Origin of the sequence: Streptomyces sp. ISL-100 (assembly GCF_018614615.1) — a bacterium.
Taxonomy (GTDB): domain Bacteria; phylum Actinomycetota; class Actinomycetes; order Streptomycetales; family Streptomycetaceae; genus Streptomyces.
Map to the genome: position 1 here is coordinate 188,746 of NZ_JAGGOK010000003.1, position 16,861 is coordinate 205,606.

A 16,861-nucleotide genomic window follows, 5' to 3' on the forward strand; every position below is an offset into this window, starting at 1 on the left:
AATGGATGGTGGAGCGGCATGGCGGAGGACTTCCGGCGGGTGGCCGATCAAGTGGCCGCCGAGATCGCCGCCGGCCGGCTGCGCCCCGGCGACCGGCTGCCCACGCAGCGCGCCTTCGCCCGCAGCCGCCGGATCGCGAACTCCACCGCGATCCGGGTGTACGGAGAACTGGTGCGCCGGGGCCTCGCGGTGGGCGAGGTCGGGCGCGGGACGTTCGTACGGGCCGCGCCGCCCTCGCCCGGACACGCGCTCACGGAGGAGGGGGCTGCGGCAGCGGGCAGCCCCGCCGTCAACCTGGAGCTCAACTACCCCGTGACCGAAGGCCAGTCGGAGCTCATGGCGCAGTCACTCGCCGGCCTCCTGCGCCCCGACGTACTCGAAGCGGCCACCCGCCCGGCAGCGGCCGACGGCACCCCGGCGGCCCGGGAGGCGGCGGCGTCGCTGCTGGCCAGGGGCGGTTGGCGGCCGGACGCCGGGCAGTTGCTCTTCGCGGGCAACGGCCGCCAGGCCATCGCCGCGGCCATCGCCTCATTCGTACGCCCAGGGGGCCGGCTCGGCGTCGAGGCGCTGACGTATCCGCTGGTCAAGGCGGTTGCGGAACGGCTCGGGGTGAGTCTCGTCCCGATCACGGGGAACGCTGACGGCCCGGTCGACGCGTCCGGCCTGTGCCCGGACGCGTTGTACGCCGTACACCGGAGTGCGCCGCTCGGCGCGGTGTACGTACAGCCGACCCTGCACAACCCGACATCGGTGACGATGAGCGAGGAGCGCAGGTCGCAACTGGCGGCAGCCTGCGCAGAGCTGAATATCGGCGTGGTCGAGGACACCACCTGGGCCTTCCTCGCCCCCGAAGCCCCCGCTCCCCTGGCCGCCCACGCACCCGCCCGCACGGTCCTCGTCGACAGCCTCTCCAAACGCCTTGCCCCCGGCCTCACCACCGGCTTCCTGGCTGCGCCCACCACCCACACCGCCGTGCTGGCCGACGCCCTGCGCTCCGGCGCCTGGACCGCCGCCCGCTTCAACCTGGAGGCCGCCACCCGCTGGATCGCCGATGGCACGGTGGCAACCGTCACCGCCGCCAAGCGCGCGGACACCGCCGCCCGCCACCGCCTCGTGCGGCGCCGGCTCGGCGGCTTCCGTATCGTCACGGACCCGCGCGCGTACTACTGCTGGTGGAAGCTGCCCGCACCCTGGCGTACGGACACCTTCGTGGCGGCGGCTGCGGCCCGGGGCGTCGCGATCACTCCGGGATCGGCCTTCGCCGTACCGCCGCACACCGCACCGGACGCGGTGCGGATCGGGCTGGCGTCGCCGGCGCCGGAGGTTCTTTCGTACGCCCTGGAAACACTGGCCGAGCTGGCCCGGCGGCCGGCCGGAGGCTAGATCCACTTGCCGATCAAGGCGCGCGGGTGTGACCTGATGGGGGAAGGGCGGGGGTGTGCGCTGCGGAAGGAGTTCTGCGATGGCTGCACATTCGGCGATCCCCGGCCGCTCACAGGGGCCGACCGGGCCGACCGGGCCGACAGGACCAACCGGACCGATCGAGCCAACCGGACCGACAGTACCGACAAGATCAACCAGGTCGACACGTCCCAGCCGATCGGCAGAGCGACGACGCCAACGGGGAATCGTGCCGGCCGTACTCGGTGTGGCGTACGGAATCTACGCATCCTTCATCGCCCGCGACGCCGGTCCCGTGACCGGCTGGAACGTGGGCTTCGGCGTGATCTGCGCCGTCATCCTGGCAGGCCTGTGCTTCCTCCTCGGACGCACCCAGTACGCGATGATCCCCCTGGTCCGCGCTGCCGCGTACGGCGCGCTCTTCGGCGTCGCGCTCGGCTTCCTCCACAGCCTGTCCGAAAACAGCATCCTCAGCTCCGTGGTCGTCGGAGGGGCGCTCGGCGCCGGGATGACGGTCGCCGCGTTCTACGTCTTCTACACGCATGAGCGGTGAGCTGTAGGTGAGCCGTGGGCGAGTTGTAGGACCAAAGAACGATTACTTCCGGGCGCGGGGCCAGTCAACACTGGGTAGAGATGATCCAGACCACCCGACGACCGCTCGGAGGGGCAGAGACATGAGTGGAAATCCCGGCCCGGAACTCGCCATTGAGACGGCCGGCCTGGTCAAAGTCTTCGGTGAGAACCGGGCTGTCGACGGCATCGACCTGGCCGTGCCCGCCGGCACCGTGTACGGCGTACTCGGGCCCAACGGCGCGGGCAAGACCACCGCCGTGAAGATGCTCGCGACCCTGCTGCGCCCCGACGGCGGCGAGGCGCACGTCTTCGGCAAGGACGTGGTGCGGGAAGCCGACGCGGTACGGGGAAGGGTCAGCCTCACCGGCCAGTACGCGTCGGTGGACGAGGACCTGACCGGCACGGAGAACCTCGTGCTCCTCGGCCGCCTCCTCGGCCACTCCAAGCCCGCCGCGCGCGTCAGATCGGCCCAGCTGCTGGAGGCCTTCGGGCTCGCGGAGGCGGCCGACCGCCAGGTCAAGAACTACTCCGGCGGCATGCGACGCCGCATCGACATCGCCGCGAGCATCCTCAACACGCCCGACCTGCTCTTCCTCGACGAGCCGACGACCGGTCTCGATCCGCGCAGCCGCAATCAGGTCTGGGACATCGTCCGGGCGGTCGTGGCGCAGGGTACGACGGTGCTGCTGACCACGCAGTATCTGGACGAAGCGGACCACCTGGCGTCCCGCATCGCCGTGATCGACCACGGCAAGGTCATCGCCGAGGGCACGAAGGGCGAGCTCAAGGCGTCGGTCGGCTCGGGCTCCGTACATCTGCGGCTGCGGGATCCCGCGCAGCGCCCCGAGGCCGAGCGGGTCCTGCGCCGGGCGCTGAACGTCGCCGTACAGCTTGACGCGGATCCCGTCGCCCTGACGGCGACGGTCAACGGGCACGCGAGCGACCTGGGCGCGGCGGAACAGGCGGCGCGGGCGCTCTCGGAGCTCGCGTCCTCGGGGATCACGGTCGACAACTTCGCGCTGGGCCAGCCGAGCCTGGACGAGGTCTTCCTGGCGCTGACCGACCGTAACAAGGAGAGCGACCCGGACAGCGAGACGAAGAACGACTCGACGACAGGAGTGTCGGCATGAGCACCGTCGCGACCAAGGACAAGGGCCAGGGCCCCGACGAACTCGCCCTCGAAGCTCCGAAGGCCGAGGAGCTCGCCGCGCTCCTCGTGAGCAAGGACCGGCCGCCGCGCCCCAGCGCTCTCTCCGCGTCTTTGACCTTCGGCTGGCGCGCGATGCTCAAGATCAAGCATGTGCCGGAGCAGCTCTTCGACGTAACTGCCTTCCCGATCATGATGGTGCTGATGTACGCGTACCTCTTCGGCGGGGCGCTGGCCGGATCGGTCGCGGAGTACATCCAGTTCCTGCTGCCCGGCATTCTCACCATGAGCATCGTGATGATCACCATGTACACGGGCGTCGCCGTCAACACTGACATCACCAAAGGCGTCTTCGACCGCTTCCGTACGCTGCCGATCTGGCGCCCGGCGCCGATGGTCGGCTATCTGCTGGGTGACGTGATCCGCTATCTGATCGCGTCCGCCGTGATGCTGGCGGTCGGCATGCTCATCGGCTACCGCCCGCACGGCGGCGTGCTCGGCGTGCTGGCAGGTGTGGCGCTGCTGATGGTCTTCTCGTTCGCGTTCTCGTGGATCTGGACGATGTTCGGCCTGCTCCTGCGCACCGAGAAGTCGGTGATGGGCGTCAGCATGATGGTGATCTTCCCGCTGACGTTCCTGAGCAATGTCTTCGTCGACCCGAAGACGATGCCGGGCTGGCTGCAGGCGTTCGTGAACAACAGCCCGGTGACCCATGTGGCGACGGCGGTGCGGGAACTGATGGCGGGCAACTGGCCGGCCGCCGACATCGGCTGGACGCTGGGCTGGTCGGCGGTGCTGCTGGCGGTGTTCGGCACGGTGACGATGCGGCTCTACAACCGCAAGTGACGGCCTTCTTTACTCTTCCTTTGCTATTCGGGAACCCGGTCGCTCCCGGGGACGTTCACCTGACAGATCGCGAAGGGCAATCGACAGCCGTACAAGCCGAGGTGGCACCAGTGGTGATGTGGGACCGGATCAAGGACCAGGCCAAGAGCTTCCAGCAGTCCCAGAACACGCGGGGCACGGGCGGAGGGCACGGGCGGAGCGGGGTCCACGGATCGGGCTCGGGCTCGGCCTCCGGCGGGTCCAAGGCCCAGCTCATCGGGCTGTTCAAGACCCAGCTCGCGTCGGTCAAGACCGAACTCAAGAGCGGCTCCTACCGGGACGCCAGCATGGCGATGTGCGCACTGGTGGCGGCGGCCGACGGGCAGGTGGAGCCGGCGGAGCGACAGCGCGTGGAGGAGCTGATCGTCTCCAACGAGGTCCTGCAGAACTTCCCGGCGGACCAGCTCCGCCAGCGCTTCAACCAGCATGTGGACCGGCTGCTGGCCAACTTCGACCTGGGTAAGGCCGAGGCGCTGCAGGTGATTGCCAAGGCCGCCAAGAAGCCCGCGGAGGCCCGCGCGGTCATCCAGACCGGCATCGTCGTCGCCGGCGCCGACGGGCACTTCGAGCCGTCCGAGCAGTACGCCATTCGGGAGGCGTGCGCCGCTCTCGGTGTGCCGCCCACGGAGTTCGGCATCTGAGCGGTGCGCGCCGGCGGCCCGGCCGTTCCGTAATCAGCGGCCACTCCGCTCCCCTCAGTCGTGCGGGACGACGACGATCTGGTGCGCGTCCTCATAGACGACGCGCCCCGGATCGTCCGACCGCACGAGCTGCCACTCGACGCCGTGGGCGGCCAGGATCTCCAGGTAGCCGTCGACGCGCGCGATCAGCTCCACGGCGGTCGGCTTGAACCAGGCCGTCGCGCCGGGATTGACGCGCTCGTCATAAACCGTCGGATCGACGGTGCTCGGATCGGTGTACGCCGCGTCGTACCAGTCGTTGTGCGTACGCCGGAACCGCTCCTGCGCGGCGGTCAGCCTCCCCTCCCGCGCGAGGCTGTTGACGAGCCCGAAGACCCCGGGAAAGTTGCCCCGCGCCCGGGGAACCGTGCCTTGGAACCGCACGTACGCGATCTCATCGTGAGCCATCACGGCATCGTACGGACCGCCTCCGCCCCTGCGGCAGCGATCACGGCCAGGTGCGATCAATGCGGTCGCATCGCACCGCGTAGGCAGCCGGGCCGCCTCGGCCGACCGCCAGGTGGATGGCATCACGATGAGCATGGAGGCGTTCGACCATCTCCACGGTCCGAAGTTGCTGGTTGTCGAGGTAGAAGAGCACCGCCGCCCGGTCCCGAACCGGCTGAATTTCCCGGTCCCGCGTCTTGATCCGGCCGTCCTTAGACAAGGGCACCCACCCCTGTTCGAGCCCGTGGACGATCCACTCCTCATCAGGGACGTCCTGTGCGTCTGCGGGGAACACCTGCCCGATCCGGTGCACGCGCCACCCGAGCGCCCCCAGTTCTTCGGCGACACGTCGGCCCAGATTCCGGTCGAGGAAGAACTCAGGCGGCAAGACGCACCACGGCCCGGCACAGCGCGTCCACCTGCTCCGGCTCCATCTCGTACTCGTACGCGATGTCCTCGACCGATTCCCCGGCCTCCCACAGGTCCGTCAGCGCCTTCACCGGCACCCGGTTGGCTTCGACCACGGGAAGCCCGTGTCCGAACCGGGGGTCGATGACGACAGGGACAGACGCCGGGTACTGCCTCAGCTGAAGGCTGAAGGGAAATTCATCTCCCGCCTCCCAGGACAGATAACGCAGGTACTCCGCGACGACCTCGTGGATGGGGGCCTGCCCGTCCCGGGCCCGCCGCAGGTCATCAAGCCCGTGCTCGACAAAAATGTCCACCCCGTCAGTCGCGATGCGCTTCGAGACAAGGCCGTACGGGGTGTCGAAGGCGGCTCGTACTGCCTCGGCCGCTTCGTGGATCTCACTCATCCGCAGTCCGAGTTCCCGCAACGACCGCAGCACGTACGCCTCGGCCACGGCGACGAACGGCACCGAAGGCTGTCCCGGGCCCACTGGATCGACCCGATGAACCAGTGGCGCGCCGGCCGCTCTGCCCCTCAGCCAGCTCTGCAGCGTGGACTGCGGAATCTGCAGATACGAGGACGTCTCCGTAGGCGTGAGGAGCCCATCCGTGAACCTGTCGATCACGACCGTCTCCTCTCCGCCGATCCCGTTGCTCAAATCCTTCCACATCGGCCTGCACGGCGGACCTCAGCTCGTGCCCATTGCCGGGGCCGCGGCAAGGGGCGGGTACTTCGCGTGGTGGGCCTTCCAGGCCGCTTCCTGGCGGCAGTGGCCGCACTGCGTCTCGTCGCCCACGGGGCGGAAGACGTGTTCGGAGCCCGGTCCCTCGCAGGCGATGAGGGGCTTCGGCAGGCGGTCCGTCCGTGGGGGTCCCTCGGGCGTCCGGCGTACGAGAGACCGCTCCTGCGGCATCTTCACCGTCAGCCGGTGCCGTAGGAACCCGACGGCGGAACGGACGCCGTTCGGCGGCAGCGCGCTGGTCAGCGCGTACCGCAGGTCCGCCGGGCTGATGCCCCTGCGCAGCCAGTCGGCCGCGATGGCGGAGAGCGTACGGGCCTCGCTCACCCCCAGGTGCAGTTCGCGGCGCGACTGCCGCAGAGACAGCAACACGTCCTCGGCGGCGGCCCGTTCCGGATCGTCCGGCGGTTCGGGAGGTGGGTTGGGAGTGTTCTCTTCCTCGTTGTTATCCCCCGAAGGGGAGTCGCCGACCACCGAAGGCACCGGTTCACCGACCGTCCGCATGTGCGTACTCGGTACGCCGCCGTCCCGGACGGCCGCCGCCTCCTCGGTGGTGAGGTGGACGTTGGCGAGCAGCTGGTCCGTCACCCACCGGCCGCGCTCGTTCTGGTGCCGCCACTCGTGCAAGAACCCGCAGGCGATGAGGAGTTGCTTGACCTTCTGGTACGCCCGGCCCTTGATCCCGAGCCGCTCCGCGTGCGCGCTCAGCGGCCTCTCAGTCGCGGCCTCGGGGAGCCCCTGTACGTACAGAAGCAGGACCTTCGCGTCGCTGTTCAGACGCGGGTGCTGCACGACGTCGTGCGAAGCCTTGGTGTAGCGCCGAAGGGGCGCGATAGCATGCCGAAGCATCCTCGGGACTCCTGTGTTAGTCCTCGATGGTGAAGGTCCTCGGATGGTGTTGGTAGCACCCCCGGGGACCGCCCCGTGTCCGGACGGACACGAAGCGTGATGATGCGGTCACCGTACAGCAACACGCCGAACTCCCGCATATGCACAGCGAAATGCCCCCACCGAGGGTGAGGGCACTGCGCGGTGCGCTGCGTGCGTCAGGCGCGGGCGTACGAGACGAACGCGGCCCAGGAGTCGGGCGCGACCGCCAACTGCGGCCCCTCGGTGACCTTGGAGTCGCGGACGTGGATGGCGGAGGGGTGCGCGGCGACCTCTACGCACTGGCCCCCCTCACCGTCGCTGTAGCTCGACTTGCGCCAGTTGTACGCGACTTCGAGGCAGTCGCCGCCTTCGCCGCCGCTGTAGCTGGACTTGAACCAGGTGAGCTCGTCGGTGTTCATCGGTCTCCCAGCATCTTCTCGATCAGGGCCAGCGACTCCCGGGACGTAAGAGCCTCCGCCCGGATCATCGCATAGCGATCCGCGAGTTCGCGGACCTCCCGGGCGTCGGTGAACAGGTGCGGGTGGCCCTGGGCTTCTGTGTATCCGACCTGCTGCTCGCCCTTGGTGGTCAACAGGTTGAGCGAGCCGTCCATGTTCGGGTGTTCCTCGCAGTCCGTGGGCATCACCTGGAGTTCCACGGCCCGCAGGCGACCGAACCGCAACAGTTGCCGCAACTGCCCTTCGTGCACCGCCCGCCCACCGATGGGTCGGCTGAGCACCGCCTCCTCGAAGACGAAGCTGAAGGTGGGCGAAGGCCATTGCTCGAACACCTGCTGCCTGGACAGCCGGTCCGCCACCCGCTTCTCCACGATCTCTTCGCTCAGCAGCGGCCGCCGCTGGGTGAAGATTGCCCTCGCATACTCCTCCGTCTGAAGCAGGCCGTGCACGACCTGGTTGCCGTAGTGGAGGAGTTGAACCGCCTCCGCCTCCAGTTTCGCGTAGTTCCGGTACCAATCAGGGTGTCGAGTGCGCGCCTTTTTCTGCGCCTCCCGAACGTCCGGAATCGCCGCCCGCAGCACTCCGCCCGCCTTCAGCGCGTCATCCGCGCGGTCCAGGAACTCCGGTTGCGGCGTCCGTACGCCCCGCTCCATCGCGGAGATGAGATCGAGCCCGCAGTGGGTCGCCGCCGCCAGGTCCTTCTGGCTCATGGCGAGGTTCTCCCGCAGGACCCGGACCTGTTTGCCGAGCGCGCGGAACAGGTGTGCGGTGCCGTCCGCCTCCGAGGGCAGCTCGGGGCGTGATTCCTGGTTCACGGATTCCGTCATGCCGTACCGCTCTCTCGGTCACGGCCGACGTGCCGTACATCGTGCCGTGCGTACCCGTACAGTTACCCAGCGTCCAACGGTTACTCCTGGTGAGGGTACGGCCGGGCCGCCACGCTCTGTCACATGAACGCCGAAATCGCTTCCGTCACCGCCGAGTTCGTCCAGCGCTTCCGTTCCACCCGTCGCGGGGCCCGGCTCGCGCGTGTCCTCGCCGTGCAGCAGCTCGACGCCTGGGGCGTGCCGTTCGGCACCGGGCCTTCCGACGCCGTCGCCCTCGTCGTCGCCGAGCTGGCCGCGAACGCGGTGACGCACGGGCACGTCGCCGGGCGGGACTTCGAGGTGCGGCTGCTGCGGCTCCGGGGAGGCCGGGTCCGTATCGAAGTGGCGGACACGCGAGGTGAGCGATGGCCGCGCGCCCGCCCCGCGGGGGACGGCGAGGGCGGGCGCGGACTGCTCGTGGTGGCGGCGCTGGCGGACGCGTGGGGTGTGACGGAACGTAGCGTCGGCAAGGTGGTGTGGGCGGACCTGGCCGTCACGTAAACGGTTCAGCCGACCCGCAGCGCCGCGAGCTGCTGCGCGAACGGCACCACCGCTCCCTAGCCCCTCACCCCCGTCGCCGAATCCAGCGTCTCGTCAGGGGACGGTAGGCCGGACGCCCGCGTCACGGGCGTCCCGCCGGCCCCCTTCCCCCGCCGCAGCCGCGAAACCAGTGGCTCCGTCCACCGTGCCGCCAGGGGCCCCAGGATGACCAGGATCAGGACGTACGCCGTGGCGATCGGGCCGATCCGGGGCTCCGTCGCCACCGCCAGGCCCGCGATCACGATCGAGAACTCGCCCCGCGCCACCAGCGCCCCACCCGCCCGCAGCCGGCCGCGCGAACCGATGCCGGCCCGCCTGGCGGCGTACCAGCCGGTGGCGATCTTCGTCACCGCCGTCACGATCGCCAGCAGCAGCGCGGGCAACAGCACCGGAGGGATGTCCGCCGGGTCGGTCGACAGGCCGAAGAAGACGAAGAAGACGGCTGCGAAGAGGTCCCGGAGCGGAGTGAGGAGCCTCCGTGCGCCCTCCGCCACGTCACCCGAGAGCGCGATGCCTACCAGGAACGCTCCCACCGCCGCCGAGACCTGAAGCTGCTGCGCGACACCCGCCACCAGCACCGTCAGCCCCAGCACGACCAGCAGCAGCATCTCCGGGTTGTCCGACGAGACCGCCCGGCTGATCAGGCGCCCGTGCCGCAGCGCGACGTAGAGGACCAGCCCGACCGTACCCAGCGCGATCACCAGCGCCACACTGCCGCCCGCCAGGCCGACGCCCGCGAGCAGCGCGGTCAGCAGCGGCAGATAGACCGCCATCGACAGGTCTTCCATCACGAGGATGCCGAGCACGACCGGCGTCTCGCGGTTACCGAGGCGGCCCAGGTCGGTGAGCACCTTGGCGATGACCCCCGACGACGAGATCCACGTGACACCGGCCAGCGCGACCGCCGCCACCGGCCCCCACCCGAGGACGATCGCCGCGACAGCCCCCGGTGTCGCGTTGAGGACGAAGTCGACCGCCCCCGACGGGTATTGGGTTTTGAGGCTGGTCACCAGCTCAGAGGCGCTGTACTCCAACCCCAGCAGAAGCAGCAGCAGGATGACGCCGATCTCGGCGCCGACGGCCACGAAGTCCTCGCTCGCGTTGAGCGGCAGCAGACCGCCGTGTCCGAAGGCGAGCCCTGCCAGCAAGTAGAGGGGGATGGGGGAGAGGCCGACCCTCCCCGCCACTCGTCCTATGAGGCCGAGGGCCAGGATGAGCGAGCCGAGTTCTATCAGCAGCGCGGTGGTGTTGTGCACGGCTCAGCCCCCCGACATGATCTCGACGAGCGCGTCAACACCCTCGCGAGTGCCGACGACCACCAGCGTGTCCCCGATGGAGAGCCGGAAATCCGGCCCGGGTGACGGTGTCGCCGCCGTTCGCTGGAGCACGGCGACGATCGACGCGCCGGTACGGGTGCGCGCCCGGGTGTCACCGAGCGGCCGTCCGGCGTACGGCGACTTGCTGCTCACCTGGATGTGTTCGGTGACGAGGTCGATCCCATCCGTGCGTACGGCGTCGATGGGCGCCGCGTCGATCAGGTGGGCGAGGGCCGTGGCCTCGTCGGGCGACAGGGGTACGGAGAGCAGACACGCGTCGGGGTCGTCACGGTCGTAGAAGCCGATGAAGCGCCGACCGTCCTTGTGTACGACAACCGAGATGTGCTGGCCGCTCTCGGTGGTGAAGTCGTACTGCGTACCGACTCCCGGCAACGTGGTGCGGCGCGTGCCCATGGTCTGCCTCCCGGTCCCGGTCTGCTGCCCGGCCGCGGCACGTGCGGGTTTCCGGGCATGGCGGCCGAAAACACACAGGGAATGCGCATAGAGAATGCACACAGAGCAGCCGGCGACTTTGCCTTGGCATTACCCTACTCCGCACCTGCGCGGGGCTCCTGTTGGCATGCGGCTCACGCGCATGACGAAGGCGGCGGCCTCCCCCTGTGGGGAGCGCCGCCGCCTCGCGTGCCGCTACAGGTCGAACTCGTGCGGCGGGAGGTCGAGCGTGAAGCACGCCTCCCGTACGACGGCCTGCTCGGTCTTGTCGAAGTCGCCGTCGGCGCCGCCGATGACGATGCCGATCTGGATGACGGCGCGCGCCTCGGCCGGCTTCTTCTTGGCCTTGGCGACCTCCTGGAGCACGCTGACCTTGCCGAAGGCGAAGTCGGTCGTGAGCTTGTTCAGGTAGTCGTCGAAACGGCGCTGGAGGTCGTCGGCGGCGAAGTTCTTCAGCACCTCGTTGGTGGCGATGAGTTGGGCCACCCGCTGGCGCTCGGCCGGGTCGATGGTCCCGTCGGCGGCGGCGACCAGGGCGCACATGGCCATGCTCGCGTCACGGAAGGAGCCGCTCTTGAGGTCGTTCTTCTTCGCCTCCAGCTGGGTTTGCATCGTCTGGGCGGATTCCTTGATGCGGTCCCACAGGGCCATGAGAACTCAACTCCGTTTGTGTGTCGGTCGGCCTGCGCGGGCTCGTCTGCCCGCACGTGACTTCTGCAACCCAACAGAAGCTATCAGCGGCGTCGAGTGACCGTCGGGTCCGCTTCGTCGCCGCCGCCGTTGTCACCGGTGGTGTTGTCACTGGTGCTGGTGTGGTTCGGGGCGTCTGCCTTACCGGCCGCGTCGGAGTGCTGCGGCTCGGACGAGCGGGCGAATTCGGCGCGCACCATGGCGTTCAGAGCGGCGTACGGGTCGATGTGCATGGTGAATGAACGTCCTTACGGTCGAGGGTGATCAGGCGATCAGCTCAGGCGCCGAAGCGGCGTCGGCGCCGGCCACGGCGGCACAGTCGGCCACCGGCCCCCTCAGCAGCGCAGAACCACCCACCGCTGCACCGCGCAAGCCGTCGGCACATCGACCGGCACGTACCTCCGCCCGACCGGGCGCGGGCACCGCCTCCCAGTCCCCGTACGCCGGTACGACGCCTCCGCACCCACCGCCCGGCCCCTGCTGCCACTCCTCACGCGCGCCCGCCGGGCAACCCGGGCGCTCTCACCGGCCCCGCGCACTTCACTGTCGACGGCGTCCGACGGCTGGGATTCACCGCCCCCGAGAGCTGATTCGGCGACCAACGCCACCGGTGGCCGGGCGGGTACGGACCCGCCCTCGCCCAGCACCACGGCGAACACCACGGCGAACACGGCGGCGAGCATCAGCAGCGCCGTCAGTGCGCCGCTGCGCGGCGCGCGCTGGACGTGGCACATGACGGGCATGTGCCTCTCGTCCCACGGTCGGGCCGGTTCATAGCCGTACGACGACGAAGTGCACTCCACCGGGCTAGCGACGTAAGACTTTCGTCACGGAAATGCCGAGGTCGGAGCGGTCTTTCGGGCGTTGAATGGACGCATGAGGCACATACTCGGCAAGCCCGTGGTCATTGGAATGCTGCTCGTCGGAATGCTGGTGGCGGGCGTGGGTCTGTACTGGTTCCAGCCGTGGAAGCTGTGGGTGGACGACACGGTGCAGGACGAACTCCCCGCCGCGGCCCCCGCCACCCAGCCGCCCGCCACGCCGGATGCCAAGCCCGACGACTCCTCAACCCCGCCCACCCCCTCCAGCCCGCCCGCCCTGCGGACCCTCGCCTCCGGGACCCTGATCAGCCACGAGCACCACACCAGCGGCACAGTGAAGGTCATCCGGCTCCCCGACGGCTCCCGCACTCTCCGCCTGGAGAACCTCGACACCAGCAACGGCCCGGACCTGCGCGTCTGGCTCACCGATGCGCCGGTGAAGGAAGGCAAGGACGGCTGGCACGTCTTCGACGACGGCAAGTACGTCAGCCTGGGCAAGCTCAAGGGCAACAAGGGCAACCAGAACTACGCGCTGCCCGCCGACCTCGACCTGAAGGGCCTCACGAGCGTCAGCATCTGGTGCGACCGCTTCGATGTCTCCTTCGGCGCCGCCAAGCTCGCCGCCCCCGCGTAGCAACTAAGACTCAGCCCGGCAGCCCCATCGTGAACGCCACAACACTGCCGCCACCCGCACCGCCAACACCACTCACCCCACCCGTAATAACCAGCCCATCAGTAATGAGCCGCGTAATCCAAAGCCCCCGCCCGCAGTGGCTGCCGCCCAGACCCGGTGCCAGATCCGGGATCACAGACGGTGCGAAGCCGGGCCCCGAGTCGCTGATGGTGCATTCGAGCACCCCGGGCGAACGGTGCAGCAGCAGCCTGCCGCCCCCGCCGCCGTGTTCGACGGCGTTCGTCGCCACCGCGTCCGCCGCGAGGACGAAGTCGCCTCGCCGGGGCTCCGCCAGCCCGGCCCAGGCGGCGTACTGGTCGACCAGTACGCGCAGCCTGGGCACGTCCTCCCGGGTGAAATCGAACTCCAGCAGCCGCTCCTGCGGGCCGCCGCTGTTGAGGTGCACCCCTTCGGTCACCATTCCCGGACCACCTCCGTCAGCGTGAGGCGCCGGACCTGCTCCGAGCCGAGTCTGCGCAGCAACGCTGCCTGCGCGGCGCCGCACCGGACCTCGACGCCGTCGTGCCCGGCGGCCCCGGCGATGTGGTCGATGAGGTCGAGGGCGCACCGTACGCCGAGAAAGTGCAGAGGCATCAGATCCACCAGCAGCCGCCGGATCCCTGCGGTCCGCCCCAGTGCGTCGCGCAGGGCGGTCAGGAAAGGGTCACGGGTGGCGTGGTCGGCCTCGCCCGCGAGTCTGACCGACGCCTCGGAGTGCAGAATTCGCAGCTCACCGAGGGTGTCGAGAAGTGACCGGGGATGGGCGTCCGACATGGCGTCGAGTACGTCGCCGTCGAACGCGCGCCGGTCGTAGGAGCAGATCTCGTTGTACGGCCGCCCCTCAAACAAATGCTCGGCGTGGGATTCGCGGTACATCATCGTCTCGACGTCGGCGTCGAGGTCCGCCACCCAGTGCATATCGATGAACGTCCGCAGCCCCAGGTAGCCCTGCGCGACGGCGAGCGCGGTCTCCTCGCGGAGGCGCTCCCACTGCCGCTCGGGGGTGAAGCCGCGGTCGGGCCGGATCAGTGCGCGCATGCTGCTGTGGGTCAGCTGCCCCCGCCCACGGGCCTCGGCGAGCAGCCGGCTGGTGCCGTCCAGTCGGGTGCGTACGACGTCGGGGTCGAGCTGCGGCGCTGCGAAGATGATCACTTTCTCACCGCGTGCGAGTCCGGTGCGGGTGTACGTGATGAGCGCGTCCCAGTTGGTCTCGTCGTCCTCGTAACTGAGAAACGCATGGTCACCCGCTCGCATGCCCTGTACGGGCATGAGCCCCGGATGCGCGTCTGCCCGCTCATGCATCGTTTCTGAGGGTCCCTTCTTACTCTCCGTCCAACCATATGGACAGCGGAAGGGGTCGGGGCCGCCGACGGACAAATCGCGTGACACGAACGGTAGTTCGGGTTACGATCACCGCACGGCATCGCGTGTCGGTCACCGACTGGGTGAGGCATGGAGGTAGCCCGTGAGTTTGCCTTACGGAGGCATTCCACAGTGCCAGTACAACTGAATCACACCATCGTTCACTCCCGGGACAACCGGGATTCCGCCGAATTCTTCGCCCACGTCATGGGCCTGGAGATCTCGGCCGAATGGGGCCCGTTCATCGCCATCGAGCTGAGCAACGGTGTCACCCTGGACTTCGCGACCATCCCGGCGGAGTCGATCACCGTCCAGCACTACGCCTTCCTCGTCACGGAGGAAGAGTTCGACGGCATCCTCCAGCGCATCCAGGACGCCGGAATCACGCACTACGCCGATCCGCACGGCAAACAACCGGGCGAGATCAACCGCAATGACGGCGGTCGCGGCGTGTACTTCACGGATCCGGCCGGCCACGGCTTGGAAGCGATCACCCGCCCGTACGGCAGCGGCGGCGAAGAGGACTAAGAACCCACAACCAGAAGAGGGGTCAGGAAGCCGTGCTTCCTGACCCCTTCGGGCCGTAGTGGCTCAGGAACATGTCCACGCCGCCCGTGATCAGGCGCTCCGTAAGGCCGTCGTCGATGTCCGTGCCGTACGCGCTGAAGACGATGTGCGGGAAAACCAGCAGCGAGTACAGCTGGATGATCGCCACCTCCACATCGACGATGACGAGCCGCCCCTGCTCGGCCAGGCTGCGCAGGGCCCCCGCGACGGCCGGATGGTGTCCTTCCGGCCCGTGGCCCTTCCACGCCTTGCCCAGTTCCGGGAAGCGGTGCAGTTCGGCGGCGACGAGGTTGCGCAGGGCGATGACGTCCTGGTTGGTCCTGACGGCGTTCACCCAGGCCCTGGCGGCGTCGATGAGCGCGGCACGAAGATCCTCGGCCTCGGCGAGTCCTTCGAGGGCGGCGGCGGACGCGCTGCCGAGCGGCTCGTCGAGGGCCTCCGTGATGACCGCCGTGAACAGCGCTTCCTTGCTGCCGAAGTGGTTGTAGACGGTCACCTTGGACACGCCCGCCCCGGCGGCGATGGCGTCCATGCCGACCCCGAAGCCCTCACGCAGGAACGCCTCACGCGCGGCGCGGACGATTGCCTGCCGCTTGAGGGCGGCGCGGGGCCCGCTCGGGGATCGCTTGCTGTCCAGGCTCATGCCCAAACCCTAACACCCAACTGAACTGAACGGTTGAGTTCACATGAACTGATCCGTACAGTACAGTTCATGTCGACCACCAGAGCACCAGCCCCACCCACCAGCCGATGGCTCACCCTCTCCGTACTGGGCGTGAGCCTGTTCGTCGTCGGCCTCGACACCACCGTCCTCAACGTCGCCCTGCCCACCCTCGTCAGCGAACTGGGCGCGACCACCAGCCAGCTCCAGTGGATCGTCGACAGCTACCTGCTCATGGCGGGCAGCCTGGTGCTGTTCTGCGGAAGCCTCGCGGACCGCCTGGGCCGCAAGTGGGTGTTCATGACCGGCCTGGCCCTCTTCACCGCGGCCTCCGTGGCAGCGGCGTACGCCGGATCCGTTACGACGCTGATCGTGGCGCGGGGCGTGATGGGCGTCGGCGAGGCGCTGATCATGCCGGCCACGCTCGCGGTCATAGGAAACGTCTTCCCGCGCGGCGCCGAGCGTACGAAGGCGATCGGCATCTGGTCGGCCGCCGTCGGAGTCGGAACGGTCGTCGGCCCCATGGCGGGCGGCTGGCTGCTGAGCCACTTCTGGTGGGGATCGGTGTTCCTGATCAACCTCCCGATAGGCATAGCAGGCCTGGTGGCCGCCGCGTACCTGGTCCCGAACTCCCTCTCCCCCACCCCCACCCCCACCCGACGTACCAGGAGCACTCCTTTCGACAGCGGCCGTCGCCACCCTCCTGTGGGCGGTGATCGAGGCCCCGTCCCGAGGCTGGACCAGCCCCTCAGCACTGGCGGCGTTCATGGCCGGCGCACTGCTACTGGCGGCCTTCATCGCCCGTCAGCGGTCGAGCACGGCACCGATGCTGCCCCTCCGCATATTCCGCAACCGGTCCCTCGCATCGGGCGACGTACTGATACTCCTCGGCTCCTTCACCTTGATCGGCACGCTCTTCATCACCGTCCAGTACCTCCAGTTCGTCCTCGGTTACGACGCCGGCCAGACCGGCCTCCGGCTCGGCCCGGCAGCCCTGGCGCTGTTGATCGCCGGACCGCTGGCGGGCGTACTGGCGCCGCGCATCGGCGTACGGGCGATCTCGGCGACGGGCCTGGCCCTGCTGCTGGCAGCGGCAGCCGTGCTGGGCACGACCACCCCCACCGACGGCTACGCCCGCGTACTGACGGCGATGTTGCTGCTGGGCGCGGGGGCCGGATTCGTCATCACCTCCACCAGCGACGCGATCGTCGGCTCCCTTCCGGAGGCGGACCTGGGCGTCGGCTCGGCCACCAACAGTGCGTCCATCCAGCTCGGCTCGGCGATCGGCGTCGCGGTCACCGGC

Annotated in this window: 22 protein-coding genes and 2 pseudogenes; 10 read left to right on the forward strand and 14 right to left on the reverse strand. The window is 69.1% G+C overall.

The window, feature by feature from the left end; all coding sequences use genetic code 11:
• Positions 1-18: 18 nt before the first annotated feature.
• From J7E89_RS02105 to J7E89_RS02125, 5 genes are all read left to right on the forward strand, one after another.
• On the forward strand, positions 19-1,383 hold the full coding sequence (locus J7E89_RS02105) for a PLP-dependent aminotransferase family protein (protein WP_214967485.1): 1,365 nt from the start codon (positions 19-21) through the stop codon (positions 1,381-1,383).
• Positions 1,384-1,630: 247 nt separating this feature from the next.
• On the forward strand, positions 1,631-1,954 hold the full coding sequence (locus J7E89_RS02110; protein WP_214967579.1) for a hypothetical protein: 324 nt from the start codon (positions 1,631-1,633) through the stop codon (positions 1,952-1,954).
• A 121-nt stretch (positions 1,955-2,075) separates the two neighbouring features.
• The gene (locus tag J7E89_RS02115; RefSeq protein ID WP_214967488.1) at positions 2,076-3,104 is read left to right on the forward strand and encodes an ATP-binding cassette domain-containing protein; all 1,029 of its coding nucleotides are present in this window, start codon (positions 2,076-2,078) and stop codon (positions 3,102-3,104) included.
• Positions 3,101-3,967, forward strand: coding sequence for an ABC transporter permease (locus J7E89_RS02120; protein ID WP_214967490.1), 867 nt, complete (start codon positions 3,101-3,103; stop codon positions 3,965-3,967). Before J7E89_RS02115 ends, J7E89_RS02120 begins: the two co-directional genes overlap by 4 nt.
• A 110-nt stretch (positions 3,968-4,077) precedes the next feature.
• Positions 4,078-4,647, forward strand: a complete 570-nt coding sequence (locus J7E89_RS02125; protein WP_214967492.1) for a tellurite resistance TerB family protein — start codon at positions 4,078-4,080, stop codon at positions 4,645-4,647.
• 54 nt (positions 4,648-4,701) lie between these two features.
• On the opposite strand, the gene J7E89_RS02130 is transcribed toward J7E89_RS02125, so the two are convergent.
• The 6 genes from J7E89_RS02130 to J7E89_RS02155 form a co-directional block, all read right to left on the reverse strand.
• Positions 4,702-5,094 (reverse strand): hypothetical protein, encoded by a 393-nt coding sequence (locus tag J7E89_RS02130; protein ID WP_214967494.1) that lies wholly within the window; start codon positions 5,092-5,094, stop codon positions 4,702-4,704.
• A 40-nt stretch (positions 5,095-5,134) separates the two neighbouring features.
• Positions 5,135-5,521 carry a toxin-antitoxin system, toxin component, PIN family protein gene (locus J7E89_RS02135; protein WP_214967495.1) on the reverse strand — a complete coding sequence of 129 codons (387 nt, stop codon included), beginning with the start codon at positions 5,519-5,521 and terminating at the stop codon, positions 5,135-5,137.
• Positions 5,511-6,167: a DUF433 domain-containing protein gene (locus J7E89_RS02140; RefSeq protein WP_214967497.1), complete on the reverse strand. Its 657-nt coding sequence runs from the start codon at positions 6,165-6,167 to the stop codon at positions 5,511-5,513. Before J7E89_RS02140 ends, J7E89_RS02135 begins: the two co-directional genes overlap by 11 nt.
• A gap of 63 nt (positions 6,168-6,230) precedes the next feature.
• Entirely contained in the window at positions 6,231-7,130 is a 900-nt protein-coding gene (locus J7E89_RS02145) for a hypothetical protein (RefSeq protein WP_214967498.1), read from the reverse strand.
• A gap of 197 nt (positions 7,131-7,327) precedes the next feature.
• On the reverse strand, positions 7,328-7,570 hold the full coding sequence (locus J7E89_RS02150) for a DUF397 domain-containing protein (protein WP_214967500.1): 243 nt from the start codon (positions 7,568-7,570) through the stop codon (positions 7,328-7,330).
• On the reverse strand, positions 7,567-8,436 hold the full coding sequence (locus J7E89_RS02155) for a helix-turn-helix transcriptional regulator (RefSeq protein WP_214967502.1): 870 nt from the start codon (positions 8,434-8,436) through the stop codon (positions 7,567-7,569). Before J7E89_RS02155 ends, J7E89_RS02150 begins: the two co-directional genes overlap by 4 nt.
• A gap of 123 nt (positions 8,437-8,559) precedes the next feature.
• On the opposite strand from J7E89_RS02155, the gene J7E89_RS02160 reads away from it, so the two are divergent.
• A complete protein-coding gene (locus J7E89_RS02160) occupies positions 8,560-8,976 on the forward strand; it encodes an ATP-binding protein (protein ID WP_214967504.1) in 417 nt (138 codons plus the stop codon).
• 56 nt (positions 8,977-9,032) lie between these two features.
• On the opposite strand, the gene J7E89_RS02165 is transcribed toward J7E89_RS02160, so the two are convergent.
• From J7E89_RS02165 to J7E89_RS02185, 5 genes are all read right to left on the reverse strand, one after another.
• The gene (locus J7E89_RS02165; RefSeq protein ID WP_214967506.1) at positions 9,033-10,271 is read right to left on the reverse strand and encodes a cation:proton antiporter; all 1,239 of its coding nucleotides are present in this window, start codon (positions 10,269-10,271) and stop codon (positions 9,033-9,035) included.
• A 3-nt stretch (positions 10,272-10,274) separates the two neighbouring features.
• A complete protein-coding gene (locus tag J7E89_RS02170; protein WP_214967509.1) occupies positions 10,275-10,745 on the reverse strand; it encodes a cation:proton antiporter regulatory subunit in 471 nt (156 codons plus the stop codon).
• A 234-nt stretch (positions 10,746-10,979) separates the two neighbouring features.
• Positions 10,980-11,435 carry a tellurite resistance TerB family protein gene (locus J7E89_RS02175; protein WP_214967510.1) on the reverse strand — a complete coding sequence of 152 codons (456 nt, stop codon included), beginning with the start codon at positions 11,433-11,435 and terminating at the stop codon, positions 10,980-10,982.
• A gap of 83 nt (positions 11,436-11,518) precedes the next feature.
• Entirely contained in the window at positions 11,519-11,707 is a 189-nt protein-coding gene (locus J7E89_RS02180) for a hypothetical protein (protein ID WP_214967512.1), read from the reverse strand.
• Positions 11,708-11,809: 102 nt separating this feature from the next.
• On the reverse strand, positions 11,810-12,217 hold the full coding sequence (locus J7E89_RS02185; RefSeq protein ID WP_214967514.1) for a hypothetical protein: 408 nt from the start codon (positions 12,215-12,217) through the stop codon (positions 11,810-11,812).
• Positions 12,218-12,350: 133 nt separating this feature from the next.
• On the opposite strand from J7E89_RS02185, the gene J7E89_RS02190 reads away from it, so the two are divergent.
• Entirely contained in the window at positions 12,351-12,929 is a 579-nt protein-coding gene (locus J7E89_RS02190) for a DM13 domain-containing protein (RefSeq protein ID WP_214967516.1), read from the forward strand.
• Between the two features lie 10 nt (positions 12,930-12,939).
• Here the strand turns inward: J7E89_RS02190 and J7E89_RS02195 are convergent, their stop codons facing one another.
• The gene (locus tag J7E89_RS02195; RefSeq protein WP_214967519.1) at positions 12,940-13,389 is read right to left on the reverse strand and encodes an ATP-binding protein; all 450 of its coding nucleotides are present in this window, start codon (positions 13,387-13,389) and stop codon (positions 12,940-12,942) included.
• Entirely contained in the window at positions 13,383-14,270 is an 888-nt protein-coding gene (locus tag J7E89_RS02200) for an MEDS domain-containing protein (RefSeq protein WP_214967521.1), read from the reverse strand. The genes J7E89_RS02195 and J7E89_RS02200 overlap by 7 nt, the downstream gene beginning before the upstream one ends.
• 192 nt (positions 14,271-14,462) lie before the next feature.
• Between J7E89_RS02200 and J7E89_RS02205 the strand changes: the two genes are divergently transcribed.
• Positions 14,463-14,858 (forward strand): VOC family protein, encoded by a 396-nt coding sequence (locus tag J7E89_RS02205; RefSeq protein ID WP_214967523.1) that lies wholly within the window; start codon positions 14,463-14,465, stop codon positions 14,856-14,858.
• 22 nt (positions 14,859-14,880) lie between these two features.
• On the opposite strand, the gene J7E89_RS02210 is transcribed toward J7E89_RS02205, so the two are convergent.
• Positions 14,881-15,540, reverse strand: a complete 660-nt coding sequence (locus tag J7E89_RS02210) for a TetR/AcrR family transcriptional regulator (RefSeq protein WP_214967525.1) — start codon at positions 15,538-15,540, stop codon at positions 14,881-14,883.
• Between the two features lie 69 nt (positions 15,541-15,609).
• Here J7E89_RS02210 and J7E89_RS42265 point away from each other — a divergent pair.
• Positions 15,610-16,086: pseudogene (locus J7E89_RS42265) on the forward strand (MFS transporter); the annotation flags it as partial.
• A 166-nt stretch (positions 16,087-16,252) separates the two neighbouring features.
• A pseudogene (locus J7E89_RS02220) lies at positions 16,253-16,861 on the forward strand (MFS transporter); the annotation flags it as partial.